20 protein-coding genes are annotated in these 20948 nt (G+C 62.6%); 4 read left to right on the top strand and 16 right to left on the bottom strand.

What is annotated here, in order from left to right:
• The 9 genes from D769_RS29510 to D769_RS31550 all read right to left on the bottom strand — a co-directional run.
• On the bottom strand, positions 1-1202 hold a 1202-nt coding region (locus D769_RS29510; RefSeq protein WP_008652280.1), incomplete at its 3' end, for an AMP-binding protein.
• Positions 1195-1752, bottom strand: coding sequence for a hypothetical protein (locus tag D769_RS29515; RefSeq protein ID WP_008652281.1), 558 nt, complete (start codon positions 1750-1752; stop codon positions 1195-1197). The genes D769_RS29515 and D769_RS29510, both read right to left, overlap by 8 nt.
• A 7-nt stretch (positions 1753-1759) precedes the next feature.
• Positions 1760-2017 carry an acyl carrier protein gene (locus tag D769_RS29520; RefSeq protein WP_008652282.1) on the bottom strand — a complete coding sequence of 86 codons (258 nt, stop codon included), beginning with the start codon at positions 2015-2017 and terminating at the stop codon, positions 1760-1762.
• A gap of 52 nt (positions 2018-2069) precedes the next feature.
• Positions 2070-2339, bottom strand: coding sequence for a phosphopantetheine-binding protein (locus tag D769_RS29525; RefSeq protein WP_008652283.1), 270 nt, complete (start codon positions 2337-2339; stop codon positions 2070-2072).
• Positions 2326-3105 carry a lysophospholipid acyltransferase family protein gene (locus D769_RS29530; protein ID WP_008652284.1) on the bottom strand — a complete coding sequence of 260 codons (780 nt, stop codon included), beginning with the start codon at positions 3103-3105 and terminating at the stop codon, positions 2326-2328. The genes D769_RS29525 and D769_RS29530 overlap by 14 nt, the downstream gene beginning before the upstream one ends.
• A complete protein-coding gene (locus D769_RS29535) occupies positions 3098-3883 on the bottom strand; it encodes a beta-ketoacyl synthase chain length factor (RefSeq protein WP_008652285.1) in 786 nt (261 codons plus the stop codon). Before D769_RS29535 ends, D769_RS29530 begins: the two co-directional genes overlap by 8 nt.
• 211 nt (positions 3884-4094) lie before the next feature.
• The gene (gene fahA / locus D769_RS29540) at positions 4095-5357 is read right to left on the bottom strand and encodes a fumarylacetoacetase (RefSeq protein ID WP_008652286.1); all 1263 of its coding nucleotides are present in this window, start codon (positions 5355-5357) and stop codon (positions 4095-4097) included.
• Between the two features lie 38 nt (positions 5358-5395).
• Positions 5396-6724: a homogentisate 1,2-dioxygenase gene (gene hmgA, locus D769_RS29545; protein ID WP_008652287.1), complete on the bottom strand. Its 1329-nt coding sequence runs from the start codon at positions 6722-6724 to the stop codon at positions 5396-5398.
• A 455-nt stretch (positions 6725-7179) separates the two neighbouring features.
• A complete protein-coding gene (locus tag D769_RS31550; RefSeq protein ID WP_081596883.1) occupies positions 7180-7551 on the bottom strand; it encodes a helix-turn-helix transcriptional regulator in 372 nt (123 codons plus the stop codon).
• Positions 7552-7833: 282 nt separating this feature from the next.
• Here D769_RS31550 and D769_RS29560 point away from each other — a divergent pair, with 282 nt between their 5' ends.
• Positions 7834-8454, top strand: coding sequence for a TetR/AcrR family transcriptional regulator (locus D769_RS29560; RefSeq protein ID WP_008652289.1), 621 nt, complete (start codon positions 7834-7836; stop codon positions 8452-8454).
• A 197-nt stretch (positions 8455-8651) separates the two neighbouring features.
• The gene (locus D769_RS29565; protein WP_040011351.1) at positions 8652-9683 is read left to right on the top strand and encodes an alpha/beta fold hydrolase; all 1032 of its coding nucleotides are present in this window, start codon (positions 8652-8654) and stop codon (positions 9681-9683) included.
• Between the two features lie 107 nt (positions 9684-9790).
• On the opposite strand, the gene D769_RS29570 is transcribed toward D769_RS29565, so the two are convergent.
• The 5 genes from D769_RS29570 to oxlT (D769_RS29590) all read right to left on the bottom strand — a co-directional run bounded on the left by D769_RS29570 (position 9791) and on the right by oxlT (D769_RS29590) (position 15642).
• A complete protein-coding gene (locus tag D769_RS29570) occupies positions 9791-10807 on the bottom strand; it encodes a zinc-binding alcohol dehydrogenase family protein (RefSeq protein WP_008652291.1) in 1017 nt (338 codons plus the stop codon).
• A 155-nt stretch (positions 10808-10962) separates the two neighbouring features.
• Positions 10963-12288, bottom strand: coding sequence for an oxalate/formate MFS antiporter (gene oxlT / locus D769_RS29575; RefSeq protein WP_008652292.1), 1326 nt, complete (start codon positions 12286-12288; stop codon positions 10963-10965).
• Between the two features lie 611 nt (positions 12289-12899).
• Positions 12900-13118 carry a hypothetical protein gene (locus D769_RS29580; RefSeq protein ID WP_008652293.1) on the bottom strand — a complete coding sequence of 73 codons (219 nt, stop codon included), beginning with the start codon at positions 13116-13118 and terminating at the stop codon, positions 12900-12902.
• Between the two features lie 218 nt (positions 13119-13336).
• A complete protein-coding gene (locus tag D769_RS29585) occupies positions 13337-14266 on the bottom strand; it encodes a LysR family transcriptional regulator (RefSeq protein ID WP_008652294.1) in 930 nt (309 codons plus the stop codon).
• Between the two features lie 32 nt (positions 14267-14298).
• Positions 14299-15642: an oxalate/formate MFS antiporter gene (gene oxlT, locus D769_RS29590; protein WP_008652295.1), complete on the bottom strand. Its 1344-nt coding sequence runs from the start codon at positions 15640-15642 to the stop codon at positions 14299-14301.
• Between the two features lie 216 nt (positions 15643-15858).
• On the opposite strand from oxlT (D769_RS29590), the gene D769_RS29595 reads away from it, so the two are divergent.
• Positions 15859-16809, top strand: coding sequence for a LysR family transcriptional regulator (locus tag D769_RS29595; protein ID WP_008652296.1), 951 nt, complete (start codon positions 15859-15861; stop codon positions 16807-16809).
• Between the two features lie 112 nt (positions 16810-16921).
• Positions 16922-17230 carry a hypothetical protein gene (locus D769_RS29600; RefSeq protein ID WP_008652298.1) on the top strand — a complete coding sequence of 103 codons (309 nt, stop codon included), beginning with the start codon at positions 16922-16924 and terminating at the stop codon, positions 17228-17230.
• Here D769_RS29600 and D769_RS29605 read toward each other — a convergent pair.
• Entirely contained in the window at positions 17223-18494 is a 1272-nt protein-coding gene (locus D769_RS29605) for a sel1 repeat family protein (RefSeq protein WP_081596884.1), read from the bottom strand. The genes D769_RS29600 and D769_RS29605 overlap by 8 nt on opposite strands.
• 3 nt (positions 18495-18497) lie before the next feature.
• Positions 18498-20468, bottom strand: a complete 1971-nt coding sequence (locus D769_RS29610; protein ID WP_008652301.1) for a phosphatidylserine/phosphatidylglycerophosphate/cardiolipin synthase family protein — start codon at positions 20466-20468, stop codon at positions 18498-18500.
• Positions 20469-20948 lie beyond the last annotated feature (480 nt).

The raw sequence follows: 20948 nt of genomic DNA on the forward strand, positions 1-20948 counted from the left end.
GCACGGCGCAGCGCGGCAATCAGCGCATGACGGCCCTTGCCGTCGAGCATCGACTGGCCGGCCTCCTGCAGCACGATGGCCGCGCCCACGCGCGTGCCGATGGCGGTCTCGATCAGCAGCGCGCGGGCTTCGCGCACCAGCGGCGACGCCAGCAACCGCTGCTCGATCGCGCTCAGCGACACCCGTTTTTCCTCGATCTTGACGATGCGGTCCGCCCGACCGGCCAGCGCGAATCCGCCATCTCCAGTCGGCAGCACCCGGTCGGCGCACACCTGCCAGCCATCGTCTGCGAGGTGGGCCGAGCGCACCGCGAGGAACCCCTCCTGCAGCCGCCACGCCACACCTGGCAACGGCGTCCAGTGGTCGTCCCCTGCCGCGCGCTGACGCCACGCGATGCCACCGGTCTCGGAACTTCCAAATACTTCGATCGGCGAGACACCGATATGGCGCAGCACATCCGACGCACCCTCGGGTGGCAACGGACCACCAGACGAAAACACCGCCCGCACCACGCCGCGCGTGGCGGCCCAGTCCAGCGCTTCCGGCATCCGCTTCAGATGCGCCGGGCTGCTGACCAGGACCACCGGTCTCCGGTCTTCGGCACAGGCCGCGACCAGCTCTTCGTGGAACGCCATGCGTGCCGCCGGCATCGGCCGGCCCACCGCCAGCGGCCACAGGACCGTGAACAGCAGGCCGTAGATATGTTGATGCGAAACCGTAGTCAGCAGACGGCTTTCTCGCGGCATCGTCGGTCCAAACGCCTGTTCGAGCGCATGGACCTCGGCCTCTAGCTGCGCCAGCCGCTTGGGCGCTGCCTCCGGCGCACCGGTGGAGCCGGACGTGAACAACGTGATCCAGGTTTCGCGCGCGTCCAGGCGGGGCCATTGCAGCGGAGACTCCGTGGCCGACGGTTGCAGGCCCTGCGGAAGATCGCCGGCCATGCCATCGACATGCTCGCGCAGCGCGGCAAGCGTATCGGGCCTCGCATCGCCGGGCAGCAACACATGCTTGCCCGCGTGCCAGGCACCGAAGAGCGCGGCGGCAAACTCGGCCGGGCTGTCGACAAACAACGCCCAGCGCGTACCGGGCGCCGCCAGGAATGCGTGTCGCCATGCCGTTGCCCGTGCGACCAAGGCGCGAGCATCGTCTCGGGCAGCCAGCGCCGCCATCGTTGCACTGACGCCGTTCAGACGGTCATCCATGATGGCCCTCCGCATGACGGCGCTTCACGCGCTGGCGCACCAGCCACTCCACCGCGAACATCGCGCCGATCAATCCGTAGGCAATGCCGCCGTTGTAGATCGCCCAGGCACGGTCGCTACCGGCCAGGGCCGTGATCGCGGCAATCGTGCCGTTGACGACAAAGAACACGCACCATGCCTGTGTGACCCGGCGCGTATAGGCCACGCCGCTCGGCGGCAAATCCGGCTCGCGCAGGCGCGCAAGGCGCTCGATCAGCGTGGGAGGATGGCGCAGGCTCCAGCCAAAGACGGCGAGCATGGCCGCGTTGACAAGGACGGGGTAGAGCTTCAGCGGCAGTTCATGATCCGAGGCCAGCACCGCAATTGCCAGCGCGGCCGCCAGCAGCGCCGTGACGCGCCAGCCGGTCTGGCGGCTGGTGGCGGCGCGCAGCAGCGCGAGCGCGACCAGCGCCAGCGCCATCACGCGCGGCGAGTAGTGCTGCAAGCCGAAGTAGATCACGAGCGGGTAAGCCATCGTCAGCAGCCCCAGCCCCCATTTGCGCCATGCCATGTGCTTGTCAGGCGGTGGCCGGCGAGTCGATCAGCGATGCCAGGGTCCGCACCACGTCGCCCACCGTCTTCACCGATTTGAACTGCTCCGCCCGGATCGGACGGCTCATCAGCGGCTTCATTTTCACCAGCAGGTCCACGGCGTCGATGCTGTCGATATCGAGATCGTCATACAGGCGCGCATCGAGCGTGATGCGGGCGGGGTCGATCTCGAACATCTGTTCGAGCACCCCGGCCACGCGTGTGAAGATTTCGTCGTGCGTCATGCTTGTGGCTCCGTGTTCCCCGATTCAAACCATCCAGACCATGATCCGCGCGTCAGGCGGTGGCCTGCCCGCGCTGCGACGCAATATAGGCGGCCAGCGTGGCGACGCTGGCAAACCGGGCGCGGACTTCCTCCTTCTCGCCCTTCATGGTGACGCCATAGCGCTTCTGCAGCGCCAGGCCGAGCTCCAGCGCGTCGATGGAATCGAGCCCCAGCCCTTCCACGAAGAGCGGCGCGTCGGTCTCGATATCTTCCGCCTTGATATCTTCCAGAGACAGCGAGGTAATAATGAGTTCCTTGATTTCCTGCTCAAGCGACTTCACGACGGATCTCCCGAGAAAAATAGTCAGATAGTGAATGATTCAGCCGGCGTACGGCCTTTACGGGCTCCAGGCCTTGCGGCACCCACTGGGCGACGCTGACATCGGCATGAACGTCGATGACAAAGCGCGGCCGCCGCCGTGGAACGTGGTACCACTTCTCGCCTTTAGTCAGCGTAGGCGGTACGCAGCGGATCACCACCGGTGTCAGCGCAATATCACCGCGTACGGCCACGTTGGCCGCGCCGCGCTGCAATTGCAGCGGCGCGCCGGGCCGCGTGCGGGTGCCTTCCGGAAAGATGATCAGGCTGCTGCCGGCGCGGAGTGATGCGATGCAGTCGTCGACCATCGCCACGCCACCGCTGTCGTTGCGTACCCAGCCGGTGGCCTGCACGGCCCCCCGCGTGAACGGATTCCGCGCCAGCGCCCCCTTCACAACGCAGTTCGCGTTGGGTGTCAGCGCCAGCAGGAAGACCGCGTCGATCAGCGACGGATGATTGGCCACGATCAGCAGGCCGGGCCGGCGCAGCCGATCCGCATTGCGGATTTCGTAGTCCAGCACGCCCAGGGTGCGCATCAGCCACAGGAATCCCCACAGCGTGGAATGAATCACGCGGCGACAGGCCCGCTGCGCCCTGGCACGCGCCCAGAGCATCAGCGAGAGCAGCGGGAATACCAGAACGCCCAGCACCAGGCCCCCGATGCCGAAGATCGCGAAGCAGAATGCCGTGGCGACAACGCGCCACGCGCGGCCGAGGCGGTCAAACATGGCGACCCCACTTCCAGATCGCATGATCCGCGCGATGCAACAATTGCGACTTGCCGGCCCCTGCGTCATTGGACAGGACGAAATGCAATACCTCCAGGCCGTGTGGCAGCAGCGGCTGGCCCTGACCGTCCACGGGGCCGTTCCCCGACTTGTCGGTCACCTCGGTCGCGGGATCGGTCAACTCGAGCCGCCACACTGGCGCGCCGGCACGCGGCAAGCCCACGCGCCACGCCCATCCATACAGGCACTGCGGTTCGTCGGCATACGTCAGGTACGGCTCGGGAAGCGGCGTGTCGTAGCAGACCAGCAGGACCTCGGCGGCACCATCGGCCAGCAAGCTGCAGGCCTCGACGATGGCGGCCTCTACGGTGTCCTTCCCACCGGACAACGCCTGGATATTGGATGCCGCGCTCCGGTCAATGGAAAACATCGCCCCAATCGCGTTGTGTACGGACAGACCGAACGCCGTGGGCGACAGCGGTTCGCCGGCGGCAAGCTCGCTCAGCATCGAAAAAGCGCGGCGCGAATCCCCGTGACGCGAGGCGAAGACGGCCGGCATTACGCCTGCGTCATTGGCGGCGATCTCGTAGGCGGGATGTAGCGCGGCACGTCCTGTGGCATTGACACGGCGACGCAACATCGGCGCCATCGCGGCAAGCGCGGGCAGATCAGCACCTTCCGGCAGCCATGGGGCTCGGCTCCATGCCAGCCAGTCGGCGTGTGTCTGCAACGCCGGCGCACATGCCGCCCATGCGCGGATCTCGAATTCAAGTGTCATGCCTTGCGCGTGGGAGGATTGTGACCCGGTCCGCCACCAGATTCTGATAGGTTGGATATCTGGTCGGCGGCGCATTCTCTCATGCTCCTGCGCGCACTGGCTGTGCCAGAAAAGTAACGGAATCTCGGAAATGTAACAGGGCGGATGCAGCACTTTTTTGCCGCTCCGCCCTGTTGACTTGCCGTGGCCGCCGTAGCGGCCGTCGCGGTACTTAGCGCGCCGGCAGGATTTTACCTGTTACCTCGCCGAAGCCGACGCGATACCCCTCGCCCTGACACCAGCCCGTCATGGTCACGGTATCGCCATCCTCGAGGAAACCGCGCTTCGCGCCATCGGCCAAGGTGACGGGTTCCGCACCATTGCGCGTGGTTTCCAGCAGGCTGCCGCACGAATCCGACGTAGTGCCGCTGATCGTGCCAGAGCCCATCAGGTCGCCAATGCGCACATTGCAGCCCGATACCGTGTGGTGGGCCAGTTGCTGCGCCATGGTCCAGTACATCGCCTTGAAGTTGGTGCGGCACACCGTGCTGGCCGCCGCGGCGCCGGCTGGTTGCAGCGCCACTTCCAGGTCGATGTCGTAGGCGTTCTGCCCTTGCTGCTGCAGATACGGCAACGGCTCCGGCGATTGCGCCGGGTTTTCGCGGCGGAACGGCTCCAGCGCGTCCATCGTCACCACCCACGGCGAAATTGAGGTGCCGAAGGACTTGCTGTTGAACGGACCGAGCGGCACGTACTCCCACTGCTGGATATCGCGGGCGCTCCAGTCGTTGAGAATCACCAGACCGAACATATGGGCCGGGGCATCGCCCGTGCTCACCGGCTCGCCGAGGTTCGAGGGCTTGCCGACAATAAAGGCCATCTCGAGCTCGTAATCGAGCTTGCGGCAGGGACTGAAGATCGGGCGCGCCTCGTTCGGCAGCTTGATCTGGCCATTGGGACGATGCAGCGCGGTGCCGCTGACGACCACCGAACTCGCACGACCGTTATAGCCGATCGGGATTTCGAGCCAGTTCGGCAGCAGCGCGTTGTCGGGATCGCGGAACATGCGGCCAACGTTGGTGGCGTGTTCGCGCGACGAATAGAAGTCCGTATAGCCGGGAATATCTACCGGCAAGTGCAGCGTGGCGGCCGACATCGGCACGAGTGCCTTGTCGCGCAGCGCTGCATTGCCAGAGAGCCGCTGGTCATCGGCGGACAGCAACGCGGTCAGGCGCGCGCGCAAGTCGGTCCAGACCGGCTTGCCCAGCGCGATAAAGCGGTTGAGGCTCGACGCTGCAAACGCGCCCTTGGCCGCCGTCGGCATCAGGCCGGCATCGTCCAGCGCAGCCAGATCGACGATCTGGTTGCCGATCGCCACGCCCACGCGCGCCGCGCCGCCCGTGGTCGAAAAGATGCCATACGGCAGGTTCTGCAGCGGGAAATGGGTCTGGCCGTCGTTCGCGGAATCGACCCAGCTAGTCTTGGGGGCAGTCATTATCTTGATACTCCTATTGGTGCGAGAGTCGCGTCAGATCAACGCACGTTCGGGTTGAAATGCTTCTTCAGGCCTTGCCAGCAGGTGTAGTAATCGTGCTGGAGCAGCGCCGACTCGGCAGCGTGCCGCGTCGGACGGATCACGCCCGGGGTTTCGAACATGAACGCCATCGTGTCCGTGATGTGGTGCGGCTTGCTGGTGTCAGAGGCGGAGGCACGCTCGAAGGTCTCCGCATCAGGGCCGTGACCGCTCATGCAGTTGTGCAGGCTCGCCCCGCCCGGCACGAAGCCTTCGGCCTTGGCGTCATACTCGCCCGCGATCAGCCCCATGAATTCGCTGGCGATATTGCGGTGGAACCAGGGCGGACGGAACGTGTCTTCCGCGGCCAGCCAGCGCGGGCCGAAGATCACGAAGTCGATCGTGTCCACGCCTGGTGTATCCGACGGCGATTGCAGCACCAGGAAGATCGACGGGTCCGGATGGTCGTAGCTGATCGAGCCGATCGTGTTGAAGAGACGCAGATCGTACTTGTACGGCACATAGTTGCCGTGCCACGCCACCACATCGAGCGGCGAGTGGCCAATGTCGGCACGCCACAGATTGCCCTGGAAACGGGCGACCAGTTCGAAATCGCCTTCGCGATCCTCGTAGCTGGCGACCGGCGTCAGGAAATCACGCGGATTGGCCAGCCCGTTGGAGCCGATCACGCCGAGGTCGGGCAGCTTGAACATCGCGCCGTAGTTCTCGCAGATATAGCCACGCGCGGCGCCGTCGGGCAGTTCCACACGGAAACGCACGCCGCGCGGGATCACCACGATCTCCTGCGGCTCCACGGCCAAGCGCCCCATCTCGGTGATGATCAGCAGACGGCCCTCTTGCGGCACGATCAGCATCTCGCCATCGGCGTTGTAGAAGAAGCGGTCCCGCATCGACGCGTTGGCCAGATACAGATGGATCCCGCACCCGGACAGCGCTTCCGGACCGCCGTTACCAGCCATCGTGACGATGCCATCGACGAAGTCGGTGGGAACGGTCGGCATGGCCGGCGCACTCCAGCGCATCTGATTTGGCGATGGCGCCACTTCGTCGAACCGGCTCAGCCAACGATCTTGCTCGATCAGCGTGAACGGCTTGTGCATGGCTGCCGGGCGAATGCGATACAGCCACGAACGGCGATTGTGGGCGCGCGGCGCGGTGAACGCGGTGCCCGATAGCTGTTCGGCATACAGGCCATACGGCGCCCGCTGCGGCGAGTTGCGTCCTACCGGCAACGCACCGGGCAACGCCTCCGTGGCGAACTCATTGGCAAAACCGGACATGTACTGCGCCACGGCGGTGTCAGCCACATTGAGTTGGGTCTGGGTCATGAAGTCTTCCTCTCACTTTGCTCGTACCTGCGACGCGGCGAGCATCCTGGGCGGCAAGGAGACCGGCTGCTGGCGACCGCCAGGCCCGTCTTATGACGATGTCTCCGCTTTTTCTTCGATTTACGTATTGTGAAATCGATTTACCAAATCGTAATCATCGTCTTGCGCAATGTCAAACCACAATTACGATAGGCGACAGCGCGCGAGCAAACGCGCAGATGCACGGATGTGCTGCGAAAGCAGGACGGACAGGGAGGAAAGTCTTTCGGAAAGGAGCTGCCAGTCACGCCGGAGAATCGGCGAGGCAGGATGCTGGCTGCATGGACGACAGCGGCGATGGCTGCGCCCAGGCCAGCCAGGAGGAAAGGGTCATCGCGCCCGAATGCAGGGGCGACTGGACCTCGGCACGGCGAACGAACATTCGCCGTGCCGAGAAATCCGGAGCCCTACCGGGCTCAGACGGGCTTGTGACCTTCGGGCGTCGAGCCCGAACCGAACCCGCCAGGGGCCGGCGCGGAAGGCGCGGCGGTTGCCGGGCCCGCCATCGATGCGGCTGTTACGCCGCCATTGCGGCTGGCAATGAATGCGTTCACGTCTGCCGCAAGATGCTGCGGAGCAAGTACCACCTCGAGGCCCAGTGCCTCGCAGGCCGCGAGGAACGTGGACATACGCGGATCGGCTTGTCCCGATTCCGCCCGTAGATAAGCTTCCCGGGATATCCCGGCCTTACGGGCGACGTCCTCCTGCTTGAGCTTGCGCGCTCGACGCAACGCCCGCAGTTGCCGGAACGGTTCGCTAGCGCCTCTTGGCACGGCTGTACTGTTCATGTCGGTCTCCAGTCACCAGTGAAAAAAAAGTGCGCGGACGTGCATTCGAGTATAGAGCACGTAAAGCGTTCCGTAAGGTCTTCTGGAACACTTTTGCAGATTTCCTATGATGGCTCGCTCCGTTCTTCCAGACTCTCATCCAAAAGACGGATAGAGCACAACTTCCTCCTCCCGCCACACACATAACGGGACCGCCTGTTTTGCGTTGACGTCACATCAGTATCGTCAATGTGTGGCACAAGGCAAGTTGACAAACCGACCGGTCGTGCTATTCTCAAACCCATGCAAAAAGGCCAACTCACTCGCACCGCCATCATCGAGCAGGCATTCCGATCCGCGACGCAGGTCGGGTTCGAACAGTTGTCGCTCGCGACCCTGGCGGCGGACACGAACATGTCCAAGAGCGGGCTATACGCGCACTTCAAATCAAAGGAGGCGCTGCAGGAAGCCGTGCTCGAACACGCGATGGAGCGATTTGGCGAGATCGTGATCAACCCTGCCATGCGGCAGCGCCGTGGCGCGCCTCGATTGCTGGCGCTGTTCGATGGCTACCTGGCATGGCTGGGCGGCACGGTCGTGGAGGGTCGATGCATTTTCATGGCCCTCTCCCAGGAATACGCAAATCGCCCCGGAGTCATACGCGACAAGGTTGTGCAGGCATTCAAGGATTGGCACAGCACGATCGTGCGCGTGATTGGCGATGCAGTGGATGAAGGTGTATTGCGCGCCGATACCGACGCGCACCAGTTTGCGTTCGAAATGGAAGGCATCGGCATGTCCTTCCAGTCGTCATTCAAGCTGATGGGCCGCGCCAGTGCCGAAACGATGGCACGGCGCGCCTTTGCAAGACTGGTCAATGACCTGAAAGAGAATCGCGCCGAACCGCTCGTTGCGGCACGCTAAGACGGAAATAGCAGCGTTCGAGCATCCGCACGATAAGTATCGGTGACGGCAGCGCGGTGTATCCAACGGCATTTTTGCCACTTTTTCTTGCCCAAAAAATAGCACGACTGGTCGGTCGTGACGTACAAAAAACTTCAGGATTCACTGGGTCTTACTGCCGGCCTGACCGGTTGAAGCATCCGCAGGAGGAGTTTGTCGTGTCGCAAGTGCTGTCATCGTCAACCCAAACCCGCCCCGCCCGTGCATCCGCACCCGGCGAGACGGCCTCCAATCGCCGACGCGCCGGCGCCACACTTTCCCGTTTGGCCGGTGCGATAAGTCATGCCAGCCGACGTCTGAGCTGGCAGGCCGGCAGCCTGCTTTTCCCCGAGGCGACTTCCCGGGCGCTGGAGCACCTGTGGTTCAGCCCGCCGCGTGCGCGATCCACGCCCGACGGTCTGCGCTTGCTCGACACCGCCCGCACAGAATGGGCACTGGTCACCGGCCAGGGCGCCAGCCGGCGCGTGCGCGTCTATCGCTGGGGCAGCAAGGGACCCGTGATTCTGCTTGCGCACGGCTGGGGCGGCGAAGCCGGCCAGTGGCACGCCGTGGTCAGCGGCTTGCTCGCGGCAGGCATGCGGGTGGTGGCATTCGATGCGCTATCGCATGGCGCCTCGGACGCAGGCGCGCGCGGGCAGGATCAAAGCTCGATCATCGAGATGGCCCGATCGCTTCTGGCCGTTGCCTGGCACGTCGGCCCGGTCCATGCGGTGGTGGCCCACTCGATGGGCGGCGCGGCCACGGCCCACGCAATCCGCGAAGGCTTGCCCGTGCGCGGCGTGGTCATGCTCGGTTCTCCCGCCGACATGCACACCGCCTGCTCCACCCTCGCGTGGCAACTTGGCGTGGCGCCACACGTGCAGACCCGCATGGAGCGTCGCAGTGAACAGTGGCTGGGCACGCAGTGGTCCACGTTCAACGTACCCGACGTGGGACGCACGCGCCCGGTACCACCCGCGCTGGTGATTCATGATCGCGAGGACAAGGAAGTCCGCTGGGAAGACGGTGCGGCAATCGCCGGCGCGTGGCCAGCCGCGCGGCTGGTAACAACCCAGGGCCTCGGGCATCGCCGCATCCTGCGTGACGCTACCGTGATTGGCCATATTTCCGGCTTCGTGAACGATCTGCAGGCGATACCGCCCGTGCATCGGATGACAAGCGCGCGGACGTCACCGGTCACCACCATCTAATCTCGTCCCGACTGCAAGCCAAGTAAAAGGGGCGGGCCTCGCGAGAGGCCCGCCCCTTCATATTGGTATCGCGCGCTGCTTGGCAGTTAATTGCACATATACCGCTATCAGAAGCCGGAGAGCACCAGCTTGCCGATCGTTCGCCCGCCTTCCAGCAGCGCATGGGCGCGACGCAGATTGGCTGCATTGATGGTGCCGAGGTTGTCACCCACCGTAGTCCGCAGCTTGCCGGCATCGATCAACCGCGCCACCTCGTTCAGCAGCCGATGCTGCGCGATCATGTCCGGCGTCTGGAACATCGCCCGCGTGAACATTAATTCCCAGACAAAGCCGGCGCTCTTGTTCTTGAGCGCCGAAATGGCCAGGGGGCCGGTATTCTCCACGATCGTGCAGATCGTTCCCTGCGGGGCGATAGCCTCGGCCATGGCGTTGAAATGGCGATCGGTGTCGTTGAAGCAGAGGACGAAGTCCACATGCGCAAAACCCAGCGCGCGCAGTTGGGCCGGGATGTCGCCGTGATGATCAATCGTATGGTCGGCCCCAAGGCCGCGGCACCAGGCTTCGGATTCCGGCCTGGACGCTGTGGCAATCACCGTCAAGCCAGCCAGAACCTTGGCAAGCTGAATGCCGATCGACCCTACCCCACCCGCACCACCGATAATCAGCACCGACTTGCCGGCATCCTCGCCCTTCGGCGAGATACGCAGGCGATCGAACATCGCTTCCCAGGCCGTGATGGCCGTCAGCGGCAGCGCTGCCGCTTGTGGGAAATCGAGCGAAGCCGGCTTGTGGCCGACGATCCGCTCGTCTACCAGGTGGTACTCGCTATTCGCGCCGGGGCGCGTAATGCTGCCGGCGTAGAACACGGGATCGCCTACCTTGAACAGCGTGACATCCGCGCCGACAGCCACGACGGTGCCAGCGGCGTCCCAGCCCAGCACGCGCGGCGCATCCTCGACCTTGTCTTTCGGCGCCCGGACCTTGGTGTCCACGGGATTCACCGCGATCGCCTCCACCTTGACCAGCAGGTCATGGCCGCTGGCCTCGGGCCGGGCGATCTCGACATCGACGAGCGACTGCGGATCGCTGATGGGCAGGTAACGGGTCAGACCAATGGCTTTCATGGCGGCATCCTTTGAAGGGAGAGATAAGTGGATGCTAGTCGCAAACGATCCCGATGATTAGCCGGAAGATCCTGCAATCACTTTCCCGTATATCGGGAAAATAGAACGACAAAAAAGCCCGCGCGAGGCGGGCCAAGGTTTTACAGCGCACTCACTCAGGTCAGGTCCTCCGGAACAGGACGGTATCCCATCGGCGTGCCAGCACTATCCTGGACGAATCTCCTTGCATGGGCTTCGCGCATCGGCTTGAGCACGAAGATCGCCATCAGGGCCGATACCGCTGCCATACCGGACGCCAGCATAAACACCGCGTACCAGTCGCCTGTTGCCGCCGTGATAACGCTGGAGAACGGCACCAGCAGTGCGGCGGTGCCTTTCGCTGTGTAGAGCATCCCCGCATTGGTCGCCGCGAACTTCGGCCCGAAGGTATCACCGCATGTCGCCGGGAACAGGCTGTAGATCTCGCCCCAGGCGAAGAACACGATGCCGGTCAGGATTACGAATGCCGTTGGGTTCTGCCCGTACTTGGCCAGCAGCAGGATGCCAACGGCTTCGACCGCGAACGCCAGGAACATGGTGTTCTCGCGACCAATGTTGTCGGAAATCCAGCCGAAGAACGGACGTGTCAGACCATTTAGCACGCGGTCGATGGTCAGCGCGAAGGTCAACGCCGGCAGGGTCAGGCCAAGGATGGAGACTGGCGAGTCGTGCAGGCCGAAGTCCTTGGCGATGGGCCCAAGCTGCGCCGTTGCCATCAGTCCGCCTGCCGCCATCATCACGAACATGGCGTACATGACCCAGAAAATCGGCGACGACAGCACCTGGCGTGGCGTGGCGTTGTAGGTGGCCGCTGCCTTCAGCGTGCTCTTCACGTCCGAGAGGATCTTGGCCGACGGCGGATAGAGCAACATGCCGAGCAACACCACGACGATCCCCTGCCCGAGCCCAAACCACAGGAACGTAGCCTCGTAGCCGCTGGACTTGATCATGTTGGCAATTGGCACCACGGTCGCGGCCGAACCTGCACCGAAACCCGCGGCCGTCAGTCCCGCCGCCAGCCCTCGACGATTCGGGAACCACTTGAGGGCATTGCCCACGCAGGTCCCGTAGACCGCCCCGGCCCCGACGCCACCCACCGCTGCCGCGAAGTACAGCATCGGCAACGATGAGGCCACCGAGTTCAACGCCCAGGCCACCGCGCAAAGCAGGCCACCACCAATGACCACCGGGCGTGGCCCGTACTTGTCGACCAGATACCCTTCGATGGGTACCAGCCAGGTCTCCGTGACCACGAAGATCGTGAATGCCACCTGGATCGCGGTGCGACCCCAGTGGTACTTCTCGTCAATCGGATTGACGAACAGCGTCCAGCCGTACTGCATGTTGGCGATCATCGCCATGCAGATCACACCGAATACGAGCTGCGTCCATGGCGATGCAAACCATGACGTCGGCGCGCTTCCGTTCTGCTGAGGTTCCATGGTGTCTCCTTCTGGCAACCGTGGTCGCCGTTGTGGATGGGCATCTGCGGAGATGCCTCTGGTCTATCGCGTCGCTTCACCCTGCTGATCTCGAACAGCTGAGCCGTTCTAGTGCTATACGGTATGTGATATATCAACAGTGTCAAGGCAATTTGGATGCCTGCCTGACCTATCGTGCAGACATTCTTGACGACGGTTTTCGAGGGGCTGGATCAATGGTGCGCAAGGTGCATCAAACTCACAGCCCTGCCCCGGCAAGCCTCATTCCGGATCAAGGACTTAGGTACGGATCCGGCATCAATGCCCAACCGGAAAAAGCCGGCGCGAAATGTTGCGGCGCACGTCGTGAATCGACCGCCCTAGGGAAAGTCCCAAGCGGCGAATCAGACAGGCAACGGATGAGTGGCGGGTGGTTCAGAACACCACCGCATGAACCCGAAAGGGCATCGGGACTATCGGAGACCGCCTCGACAGGCTTGCGTGGAACCGTCTGCGCGAAACGAAGGGAAAAACAAGGAAGGAACGGCCGTGGTGAAACTGCTCGGTACTGCTGGACATCAGGAGTTGCCGGCCGTCACAAGGCTCCTGCTGGTAAAACTCGCCTGGGAGTATCAGGCGTGCGCGAATTGCGGCTGCACCGATGTGGAGGTGCTCGGCGTTGCGCGGCCCGCACCGTCAATTTCCTGCGTGGACCCGAGTCCGGCGAAACGACCATGGTCTTGCGCCGTGGCCAGCAGGCGCATCGGCAGGCGCGTTGCCAGCAGGTAGGTCACGGCGACACCCGTCGCGATCAAACCGAGGGCGATGGCGGAAAGCAGTACGGCGTTCATGAAAACTCCTAAGTGAGATAGATCAAGGAGTCCTCAGTATATGCTGCACTGCGGCGTCTGTAAATATTTTGTATGTGATATATCAATAGACGCGTCGCTCTAAAAGCAACAACGCACCCCGTAGGGTGCGTTGCGCATCTCAAATTGAACGTCCGTTGCATCAAAAGTTGATCGCAATACGCCTGCGGCAGTGCCGCACGTGAATTCGATTCAATGCCCTACCCCACTTTCTTCAGCAGCCCCTGATTGGCGTAATCGCCACGCTCATATTCCTGGGCACGCAGGTTGTCCCACACCGCCGCCGCATTTGGCTTGAGCGACCGGGCCTTGCGGCGCACGAGCATGACGTTCGAGGTCACCTGCGGACGCAACGGGCGCAGCACTGCCGAGGGCGCAATGCCAGCGGCCTGCGCCCGCGATGGCACCACACCGATCCCCAGCCCCATCGCCACCATGCCGAAGACCGCGGCAAAGTGGCCCAGTACCTGCAATGAGCCCGGTCGTACGCGATAGGCGGCCAGCGCGCGCTCCACCGCGGGCTGGATGCCGGAACTCTGATCGAGCGTCAGCACCGACGCATCGCCCAGTTCGCCCCACCCCAGTGATTCACGCGCGGCCAGAGGGTGCCCCGCCGGCAGCACGGCCTGGAAAGGATCCACGCACAGGGGTTCACAGTAAAGATCGTCGCAAGGCGCTGGATTGCTGGCGATGCCGAAATCGACCTCTCCGCTACGCACACGCTGCAGCACGCATTCATGCGAGCAGTCGCGCAGCGTGATGCCGATGCCGGGCCATGCCTTGCGGCAGCCAGCCACCCACATCGGCAACGTCATCGATGACAACACCGGATCGGTGGCGATCTGCACCGTGCCTTCACACGGTTTGCCGGTGCCGTGGCTATCGCGCAGTGTCTGTTCGACTTCCTCGACCAGATGGCAGATCCGTTGCGACAGCATCTCGCCCGCATCGGTCAACTCCACCTGGCGCGTGGTGCGATCGAACAGCCGCTGGTCGATCTCCTCTTCCAGTTCGCGCACGCTTCGGCTGATGGCCGACTGTGTCAGCCCAAGCTCGGCCGCAGCACGTGTGAAGCTCTTTTGGCGAGCCACCGCAGCGAAAGCCTTCAACTGGGGAAGCGATACATTCATGCTGCCGCTCCTTTCCGCATTCGCCGGACCGGTTATTCACCCTTGCCGGTCGAGAACCCGGCCATGTATGTCGCGTGATCGCTGACGGGCTGCGCCATCGCGTGGCCGGTGATGAAGCGGCGACGCATCGGCTGCAACACGAACTTGGCAGAAAGCCCCGCTGCCACGGTCATCACGGCCGCCACTGTGAACACCAGGTTCCAGCCACCGTGGTGGGACAGCACGGACGCCAGCGGCACCAGCAGCGCGGCGGTACCCTTCGCCGTGTAGAGCGTGCCGGCGTTGGCCGCGGCGAACTTGCTGCCAAACGTATCGGCGCAGAGGGCGGGGAAGATCGAGAAGATCTCGCCCCAGAACAGGAAGGTCAGCGCGGCGAAGAGCATGAACCAGTAGGGGTCATGGCCCAGTTCGAGCAGCCCGATCAGCGACAGCCCTTCACCAATGAAGATCACGAACATCGTGTTCTCGCGGCCGATGCGGTCGGAGATAAAGCCGCACAGAGGACGCGTGAGCCCGTTGCAAAGGTTGTCGATCGACAGCGTCATCGTCAGCAGCGGCAGTGTCATGCCAAGCATCGTGACCGGCATCGAGGCAAACCCGAAGTCCTTTGCAATCGGCCCAAGCTGCGCGGTAGCCATGATGCCGCCCGCGGCCACCGCCACGAACGAGGCATAGATCACCCAGAAAACCGGCGTGCGCACCATCTGGCCCGGCGTGAACTCAACCGGGTTGGTCAGGATGGCCTTGTTCGCCACCACGCCCTTGGGCGGCTGCGGCTTTACCAGCAGCAGCGCCATCGCGAAGATCAGCACACCCTGCAGGATGCCGAACGTGAAGAAGGCATGCTCATAGCCGGACTTCTGGATCATGTTGGCGATGGGAATCACCGTCAGCGCCGAGCCTGCGCCGAAGCCCGCAGCGGTCAGTCCTGCCGCCAGGCCGCGCTTGTCCGGGAACCACTTCAGCGCATTGCCGACGCACGTGCCATAGACACCGCCCGCGCCAATCCCCGCGATCACGGCAGCCGTGTACAGCATCGGCAGGGTCGTGGCGTAAGAGTTCATCACCCACGCCAGTCCGGCACAGATCGCGCCGCCGGCCACCACGGGGCGGGGCCCGAACTTGTCGACGAGCCAGCCTTCCAGCGGCACGAGCCAGGTTTCGGTGACGATGAAAATGGAAAACGCAACCTGGATCGCCGATTCGCCCCAGTGGTGCCGGGCGTTCATGGGGGTGACGAACAATGTCCAGCCATACTGGAGGTTGGCCACCAGCCCCATGCAGATCACGCCGATGAAGAGCTGGAACCAGCGGTTGCGAAGCAGCCCGCCATTGAAATTGCCCACGGCGGAGCCTGCCGCGTTGGTGTGCGCCATGTCGTGTCTCCTTGCATTAGTGTCTTTCGCGCTCTGGTGGCGCGACTGCTGGGCTGGCCTTGTGGACGCCCGACTTTTTCACTACTGAATGAGCGCGCCTGACATTGCGGCACGTTGCATCTGTGGATTGATGCTACTTCAAACTTAGATCAGCACAGCATAAAGTTTTTTATTATGATCATTGACGATCATTTATAGATTGCAGGATATCGTGCGATGAAGAACGCGACGCTTCGCCAGCTGAAAGTGTTCGAAACGGTGGCCCGCCATCTGAGCTTCTCACGTGCGGCGGAGGAGCTTCATCTCACGCAACCTGCTGTTTCCACACAGGTTCGACAGCTCGAACTCCATGTCGGCCTGCCCCTCTTCGAGCAGCTTGGCAAACGCATCTACCTGACGCCGGCCGGCACCGAGATGCTGCATTACAGCCGATGCATCATCCAGCAGTTCCGCGAGGCCGAAGACGCGATGGCGCAGCTTAAGGGTATATCCGGGGGGCGCCTCAACGTCGCCGTCATCAGTGCCGGTGACTACTTCTTTCCCCGCCTGCTGGCCGAGTTCATGAACCGGCATGAATCGGTCACGCTCAATCTTGCTGTGCACAATCGCGAAGAACTGCTGCATCAGCTAGCCGGCAACCTGACCGATCTGGCGGTAATGGTTCGCCCGCCGGAAGGCATGGATACCATCGCCGAAGCATTCGCCCCCCACCCTTACGTGATCGTCGCCGCGCCGAACCATCCGCTGGTGGGCCAGCGCAATATTCCGCTGTCTGACCTGGCCGAGGAAGCATTCGTCTCGCGCGAGAAAGGCTCGGACACCTGGAACTCGATGCAGGAAGGCTTCGCGGGGCGCTTGTCTAACCTGCGCATCGCGATGGAGATCAAGAGCACCGAGACCATCAAGCAGGCGGTGATCGCGAACATGGGCATCGCCTTCCTGTCAGCCCACACGGTGGGGCTGGAACTTCAGGCCGGCAAGCTGGCTGTGCTCGACATTCAGGGCTTCCCGGTAATGCTCAACTGGTACGTGGTGCACCGCAAGAACAAGCGCCTGCCACCCGTGGCCCTGGCATTCAAGCATTTCCTCATGGAAGAAGGCGCCACGCTGATCCAGCAGATCACTGGCGTGGAGGGGCTGATTCGCCCGCGTGCCATCCATAAATGATTGCTTATGATTTTGCGATGAAACTTTAATTATCGTAAATTGATCGTCCCATCTAAGCTGCAGGCATCAAACCGGCATCAAGCCGCCCCACCAGCCATGCAAGGAGACGATCATGAACCAACTCCAGCCCGCCGCACCGATTACCGCCCCGGCAGCCAGCGAGACGAGCCAGCCTGATCGCGAAATGCAGCTCGCCGCGTACAACGCCGCGTTCGCCGAACTCGGGCTGCGCTTCCGCTGGGACATGCAGATGTTCGACTGGCTCTGCGGCATCGAATGCGAGAAGACCCGCGTCGCGCGCTATATCGAAGACTTCCACGCGCACCTGCTGAAGGCCTACGAAGCATCGTTCCTGAGCGAACTCATCTTCGACAAGAAGAGCGAGTACATGCGGGCGATGGCAGGCGCCGGCGTCAACTGATCACGTCAGCGGACTGCTCACGCATTCCCAGCAGGGAATCCATCCACGCAAAGGGGCGCGGATCGTAGACCGTCAGTGGAGGCAGAATGTCCCCCTTCTCGAACTCGCGCCTGGAGCCCGAGATGCTGGCGGCACCTCTGACGCACCACAGTCCACGTTGCGGACACTGCTCGCCCGTGCTCGCCTCAGTACCGAGTGGCAGCGCCTTCTGCTCCGGCGCAGAGGTGGTCGTCTGCGCGGTCCTTACTGAAGTGGTCAGCGGCAGGCCGGTGGCCGGGTCGAGATTTTTGGCCTGGCTCAGGCGGTTGATGAGTTCGTCCGATGGCTTGTCGGGCGGAACCGCGGCATCCTGTTCCTTCTGCCACTGGAAGGTGCCGTCCCAGGGCGGCAGCTTCGCAGGAGGCAGTGGCACGATCTGGTCAGTGTCCGGCACCTTGGGGTTGCGGCCGTCGTTACGTTTGATGAACTGCCAGATCAGTTCGTAGCGCCTTGAACGCTCGGAATCTTGGGAAAGGGAGAGGTAATGCAGCTCCTCGGCTGGCGGTGGCCCCTTAAAGGAATCGGCAAGAAAGAAGGCCGACATGCTATTCCCAGCTTGCACTCCCTTCTGAAAGGCCTCTAACGCTTCCGCATAATTGGATCGATTCTTGAGAACAAATCCCAATGTACTCGCGGCCTTCCCATGCCCTTGATCGGCGGCGCACTGTCGCATTTGCCTAGCGATTTCCGGCGCCTTATCCCGGGGAGCTAGCAGCTTCCCGACATAAAACTGCGCATCCGCGTTGCCCAGATCGGCAGCCTTGCGGAAATAACGCAGTGCCATTTCCTTGTCCTGCTTCAGACCATAGCCGAGGTTCAGGTAATAGCCGATGTCGTAGTAGCCCGACGGCACGCCCGCGTCGATCAACTGACTGGCCAGCGCGACGCTCTCCCGCTGCGGGAGCGGCGATGACGCATGGCCCTCCGAGACCAGCTTCTGCAGGTTGCTGTTGGCCTTGTAATGCCCATGCGCCGCCGCGATCCGGTAGTAGCGCGCTACGTCATCGAAGTCCTTGGGTCCCTCAAGCTTCTGCAGATAGCGGGCGTACTTGAACAACACATCGGCCTCCGGATCAAGCGGAGGCAGATGGTTCGCCTCGTAGACACAGGTAAAGGCCAGATTGGTGCGAACGGTGGCCAGATCGGGGACGGTCGGCATAGAGTTTTCCTTGGAGCAGGCGGTCAGGGTAACGGCTGTTAGCAACGCGGCCAGTGCGATATGCATCGGTCAGTCCTTGTAAGTCCGCTTCGGGTCATCGCGGCGGAATTCGATCAGAGAGGCATGGGGAGATTTTCCGCCGTCTTCTTGTCGACTCTTGTTTTCTTCTATGATTTCTGTCCACTGCTCAAATGCCTTCGCCGGATCATCCTGATCGCCCATCCCCCTCGTATGGTCGTGCCAAAGCTTCCGGCGCAATGGCCGTGTCACTGCCTCGTTCTCGTGGCAGATGTTCAGCTCGCTGTCGCCCTCCATGCTGCGCGTGTTGATATTGGCCGATCCCAGCGTCATGAAGACATCGTCCACGATCATTAGCTTGGCGTGGATATACACGTCCTGCCACTTGTCTGGCGGTGAGTCGGGTGCTACGAGGGTGCAGATGTGGACCTTCAATCCGTCAATCGGCGCGGGCAAGACAGCCTTTGGTGGCTCCTTCATCTGCGCTTTTGCCTCCGCTTGTTTCGCGCGGGCCTGCTGGAGCTTCTCTTCGGCTCGAGCCAGCAACTTCTGCACATATGCATCGCCCAGATGGGTGAACTGATATACCCCGGCAATCGCTCTCTGGGCTTCCCTCGCTTGTGTTCTGGCCGCGTCATACTGGCGCTGCAGATCGGCCTGACGAGCATCCTCCTGCTCCAGCTTTGCCACGCCCGGAATGACTTCGGCCCGTCCCAGCGCGTTGAGCATGCGGTAGGTGTTGACCGTACCATCGCCCATACCCTCGTCGCTGGAGTTCGTGATCACAAAGAGATGGATGGCCCCGTGTTGACCGTGGTCGCGCCCCCACTGGATTTGCTTCTTGACCGCTTCATTGATCTTGTCCGCCAGGGGCTTGAACCGAAAGTACTGGTTCTCGATATAGATGAACTGCGTCGCATTGTTCACCGCCTGGAGATACATTTCTTCGATGTCCTGCTTGCCGTTCTGAGAGTGTGTGCGCAGCACCTGGGCCATCACCTTGTCGCCTAGCGACGGAAGCATTCTGAGACCGGCTGCGGCTGGCTTGCGCGCCTTACCCAGACCGGTGCCGGTTTCCCGATCCCACGCCTCGCAGAAGTTATCGTTGAGGTATTGGAGAATCGGCCCAGTCACCCGGCTTGAGATGTCGTGCCTCGGTGTCGCGCCATTGCGGCCAAGATACCCCCACGGCATCTTGGCCGCACTGTGGTCGTCGGTGTCCCAGTACGCGTCCAGCATGTTGTGTCCCATAACGTATCCAACCGCCTTGTTCGGGACTTCGTAATCGACCAACACCATCTTCTGGTGATGCGTCGGCGCCGCAAGGCCCATGGCCGCCCCTCCGGCAACCTTGTTGCCCGCGCCGCGCTGCTTGTCCGCACCGAACAGGCTGGTCCTGAAGGCAATCTCCAGCCGGCTCGGCAAATCGAAGTCCCGCGTCATGAACTCGACATTCTTCAGCGCCGCCACTTGCCAGACCGAGGGGATGTGTCTGGCGATGACCGATGGGTCCATGACCACATTGCGAAACGTCAGCCTTCTCGGATCTTTCTGCGCGACCGACCAGTACCACCAGCGATCGAAGTCCTCGGCATGCCTGCTCGGGTGCGGTCTTGGCCTCATGTGAGCGGCGGGCCGGTGTGGCATGTTTGGCTCGGGGCCGAATCTGTTGTTGATTTCCGGTAGGCCGAGCACCTGCCCACCCCAACACAGCAAGCGCACCTTAACGCCGCGCTTGCCTACGTCTTCCAGCAATTCGCCAATGCACCTTGTTCCCTCTCCGCCTGCGCCACGCTTGAAGAACATAGACGGCTGGAAGCCCCAGCAGATGATGTCCACGCTTTTCTCGGCACGGAAAATCGCGTCGTAGATGTCGCGAAATGCCGTCTCGCCGTTCACCAGCGGCTTGAAGGTGGCGGGCGCTGGGTTGTATTCGGTGCGCTGGACGAACCACGGCAGGGTGATCGTTGCACTGCGCGTGCATGACAAGGCAATAGGTACGGTAATGAATGGTTGTGTCATGCTTCCGATTCCGGATGGAACGTCGCGTGGTAAGCCCGCCGATGGGCTGCCCGGTCGGCTGCAGCAGCATCGCTGCCTTGCGCTGCCTCGTGAAAATGAATGCCAGCGTGATCGAACCGGGGCTGCGAGGAGCCAACATCTAGCGACGATATGCGCTCCCGAGCATCGAACGCTACCCGCAAACTGTGGTGCCGGGAATGCGATTCCGGCGTCAGTTGAGTGCAAAGCAAGGTCTCGCGCAGAATCAGAGAAATGCGATATCGCCGCCAATTGGTTTCCACTACCCTGCCCGCCGGATCGCAATCGTGAGCCGCGTGCCCGACGGGTTCGTTCGCGTGTTACTACTGCCATTGGGAATTCGAAACCAACTATCGGGAACTGAAGCAAGCCATGCTCGGGGCCGCACTGGCTTTGCGTATCCAACTGCGTAAGTGCGTGCTTCAGGAAAACTCTGGGGGGCACTGATTGCGTAGAAAAGGG

The sequence above is a fragment of the Cupriavidus sp. HMR-1 genome (genome assembly GCF_000319775.1).
In the GTDB taxonomy this organism is placed as follows: domain Bacteria; phylum Pseudomonadota; class Gammaproteobacteria; order Burkholderiales; family Burkholderiaceae; genus Cupriavidus; species Cupriavidus metallidurans.

Bases quoted from the DNA above. Each gene is read 5' to 3' on its own strand.
- D769_RS29570 (WP_008652291.1), bottom strand. From the start codon at position 10,807: ATGAAAGCCATTGGTCTGACCCGTTACCTGCCCATCAGCGATCCGCAG.
- fahA (WP_008652286.1), bottom strand. From the start codon at position 5,357: ATGACTGCCCCCAAGACTAGCTGGGTCGATTCCGCGAACGACGGCCAG.
- D769_RS31550 (WP_081596883.1), bottom strand. From the start codon at position 7,551: ATGAACAGTACAGCCGTGCCAAGAGGCGCTAGCGAACCGTTCCGGCAA.
- D769_RS29585 (WP_008652294.1), bottom strand. From the start codon at position 14,266: ATGAATGTATCGCTTCCCCAGTTGAAGGCTTTCGCTGCGGTGGCTCGC.
- D769_RS29530 (WP_008652284.1), bottom strand. From the start codon at position 3,105: ATGTTTGACCGCCTCGGCCGCGCGTGGCGCGTTGTCGCCACGGCATTC.
- oxlT (WP_008652295.1), bottom strand. From the start codon at position 15,642: ATGGCGCACACCAACGCGGCAGGCTCCGCCGTGGGCAATTTCAATGGC.
- D769_RS29600 (WP_008652298.1), top strand. From the start codon at position 16,922: ATGAACCAACTCCAGCCCGCCGCACCGATTACCGCCCCGGCAGCCAGC.
- D769_RS29535 (WP_008652285.1), bottom strand. From the start codon at position 3,883: ATGACACTTGAATTCGAGATCCGCGCATGGGCGGCATGTGCGCCGGCG.
- hmgA (WP_008652287.1), bottom strand. From the start codon at position 6,724: ATGACCCAGACCCAACTCAATGTGGCTGACACCGCCGTGGCGCAGTAC.
- D769_RS29605 (WP_081596884.1), bottom strand. From the start codon at position 18,494: ATGCATATCGCACTGGCCGCGTTGCTAACAGCCGTTACCCTGACCGCC.
- D769_RS29595 (WP_008652296.1), top strand. From the start codon at position 15,859: ATGAAGAACGCGACGCTTCGCCAGCTGAAAGTGTTCGAAACGGTGGCC.
- oxlT (WP_008652292.1), bottom strand. From the start codon at position 12,288: ATGGAACCTCAGCAGAACGGAAGCGCGCCGACGTCATGGTTTGCATCG.
- D769_RS29610 (WP_008652301.1), bottom strand. From the start codon at position 20,468: ATGACACAACCATTCATTACCGTACCTATTGCCTTGTCATGCACGCGC.
- D769_RS29520 (WP_008652282.1), bottom strand. From the start codon at position 2,017: ATGACGCACGACGAAATCTTCACACGCGTGGCCGGGGTGCTCGAACAG.
- D769_RS29560 (WP_008652289.1), top strand. From the start codon at position 7,834: ATGCAAAAAGGCCAACTCACTCGCACCGCCATCATCGAGCAGGCATTC.
- D769_RS29515 (WP_008652281.1), bottom strand. From the start codon at position 1,752: ATGGCATGGCGCAAATGGGGGCTGGGGCTGCTGACGATGGCTTACCCG.
- D769_RS29580 (WP_008652293.1), bottom strand. From the start codon at position 13,118: ATGAACGCCGTACTGCTTTCCGCCATCGCCCTCGGTTTGATCGCGACG.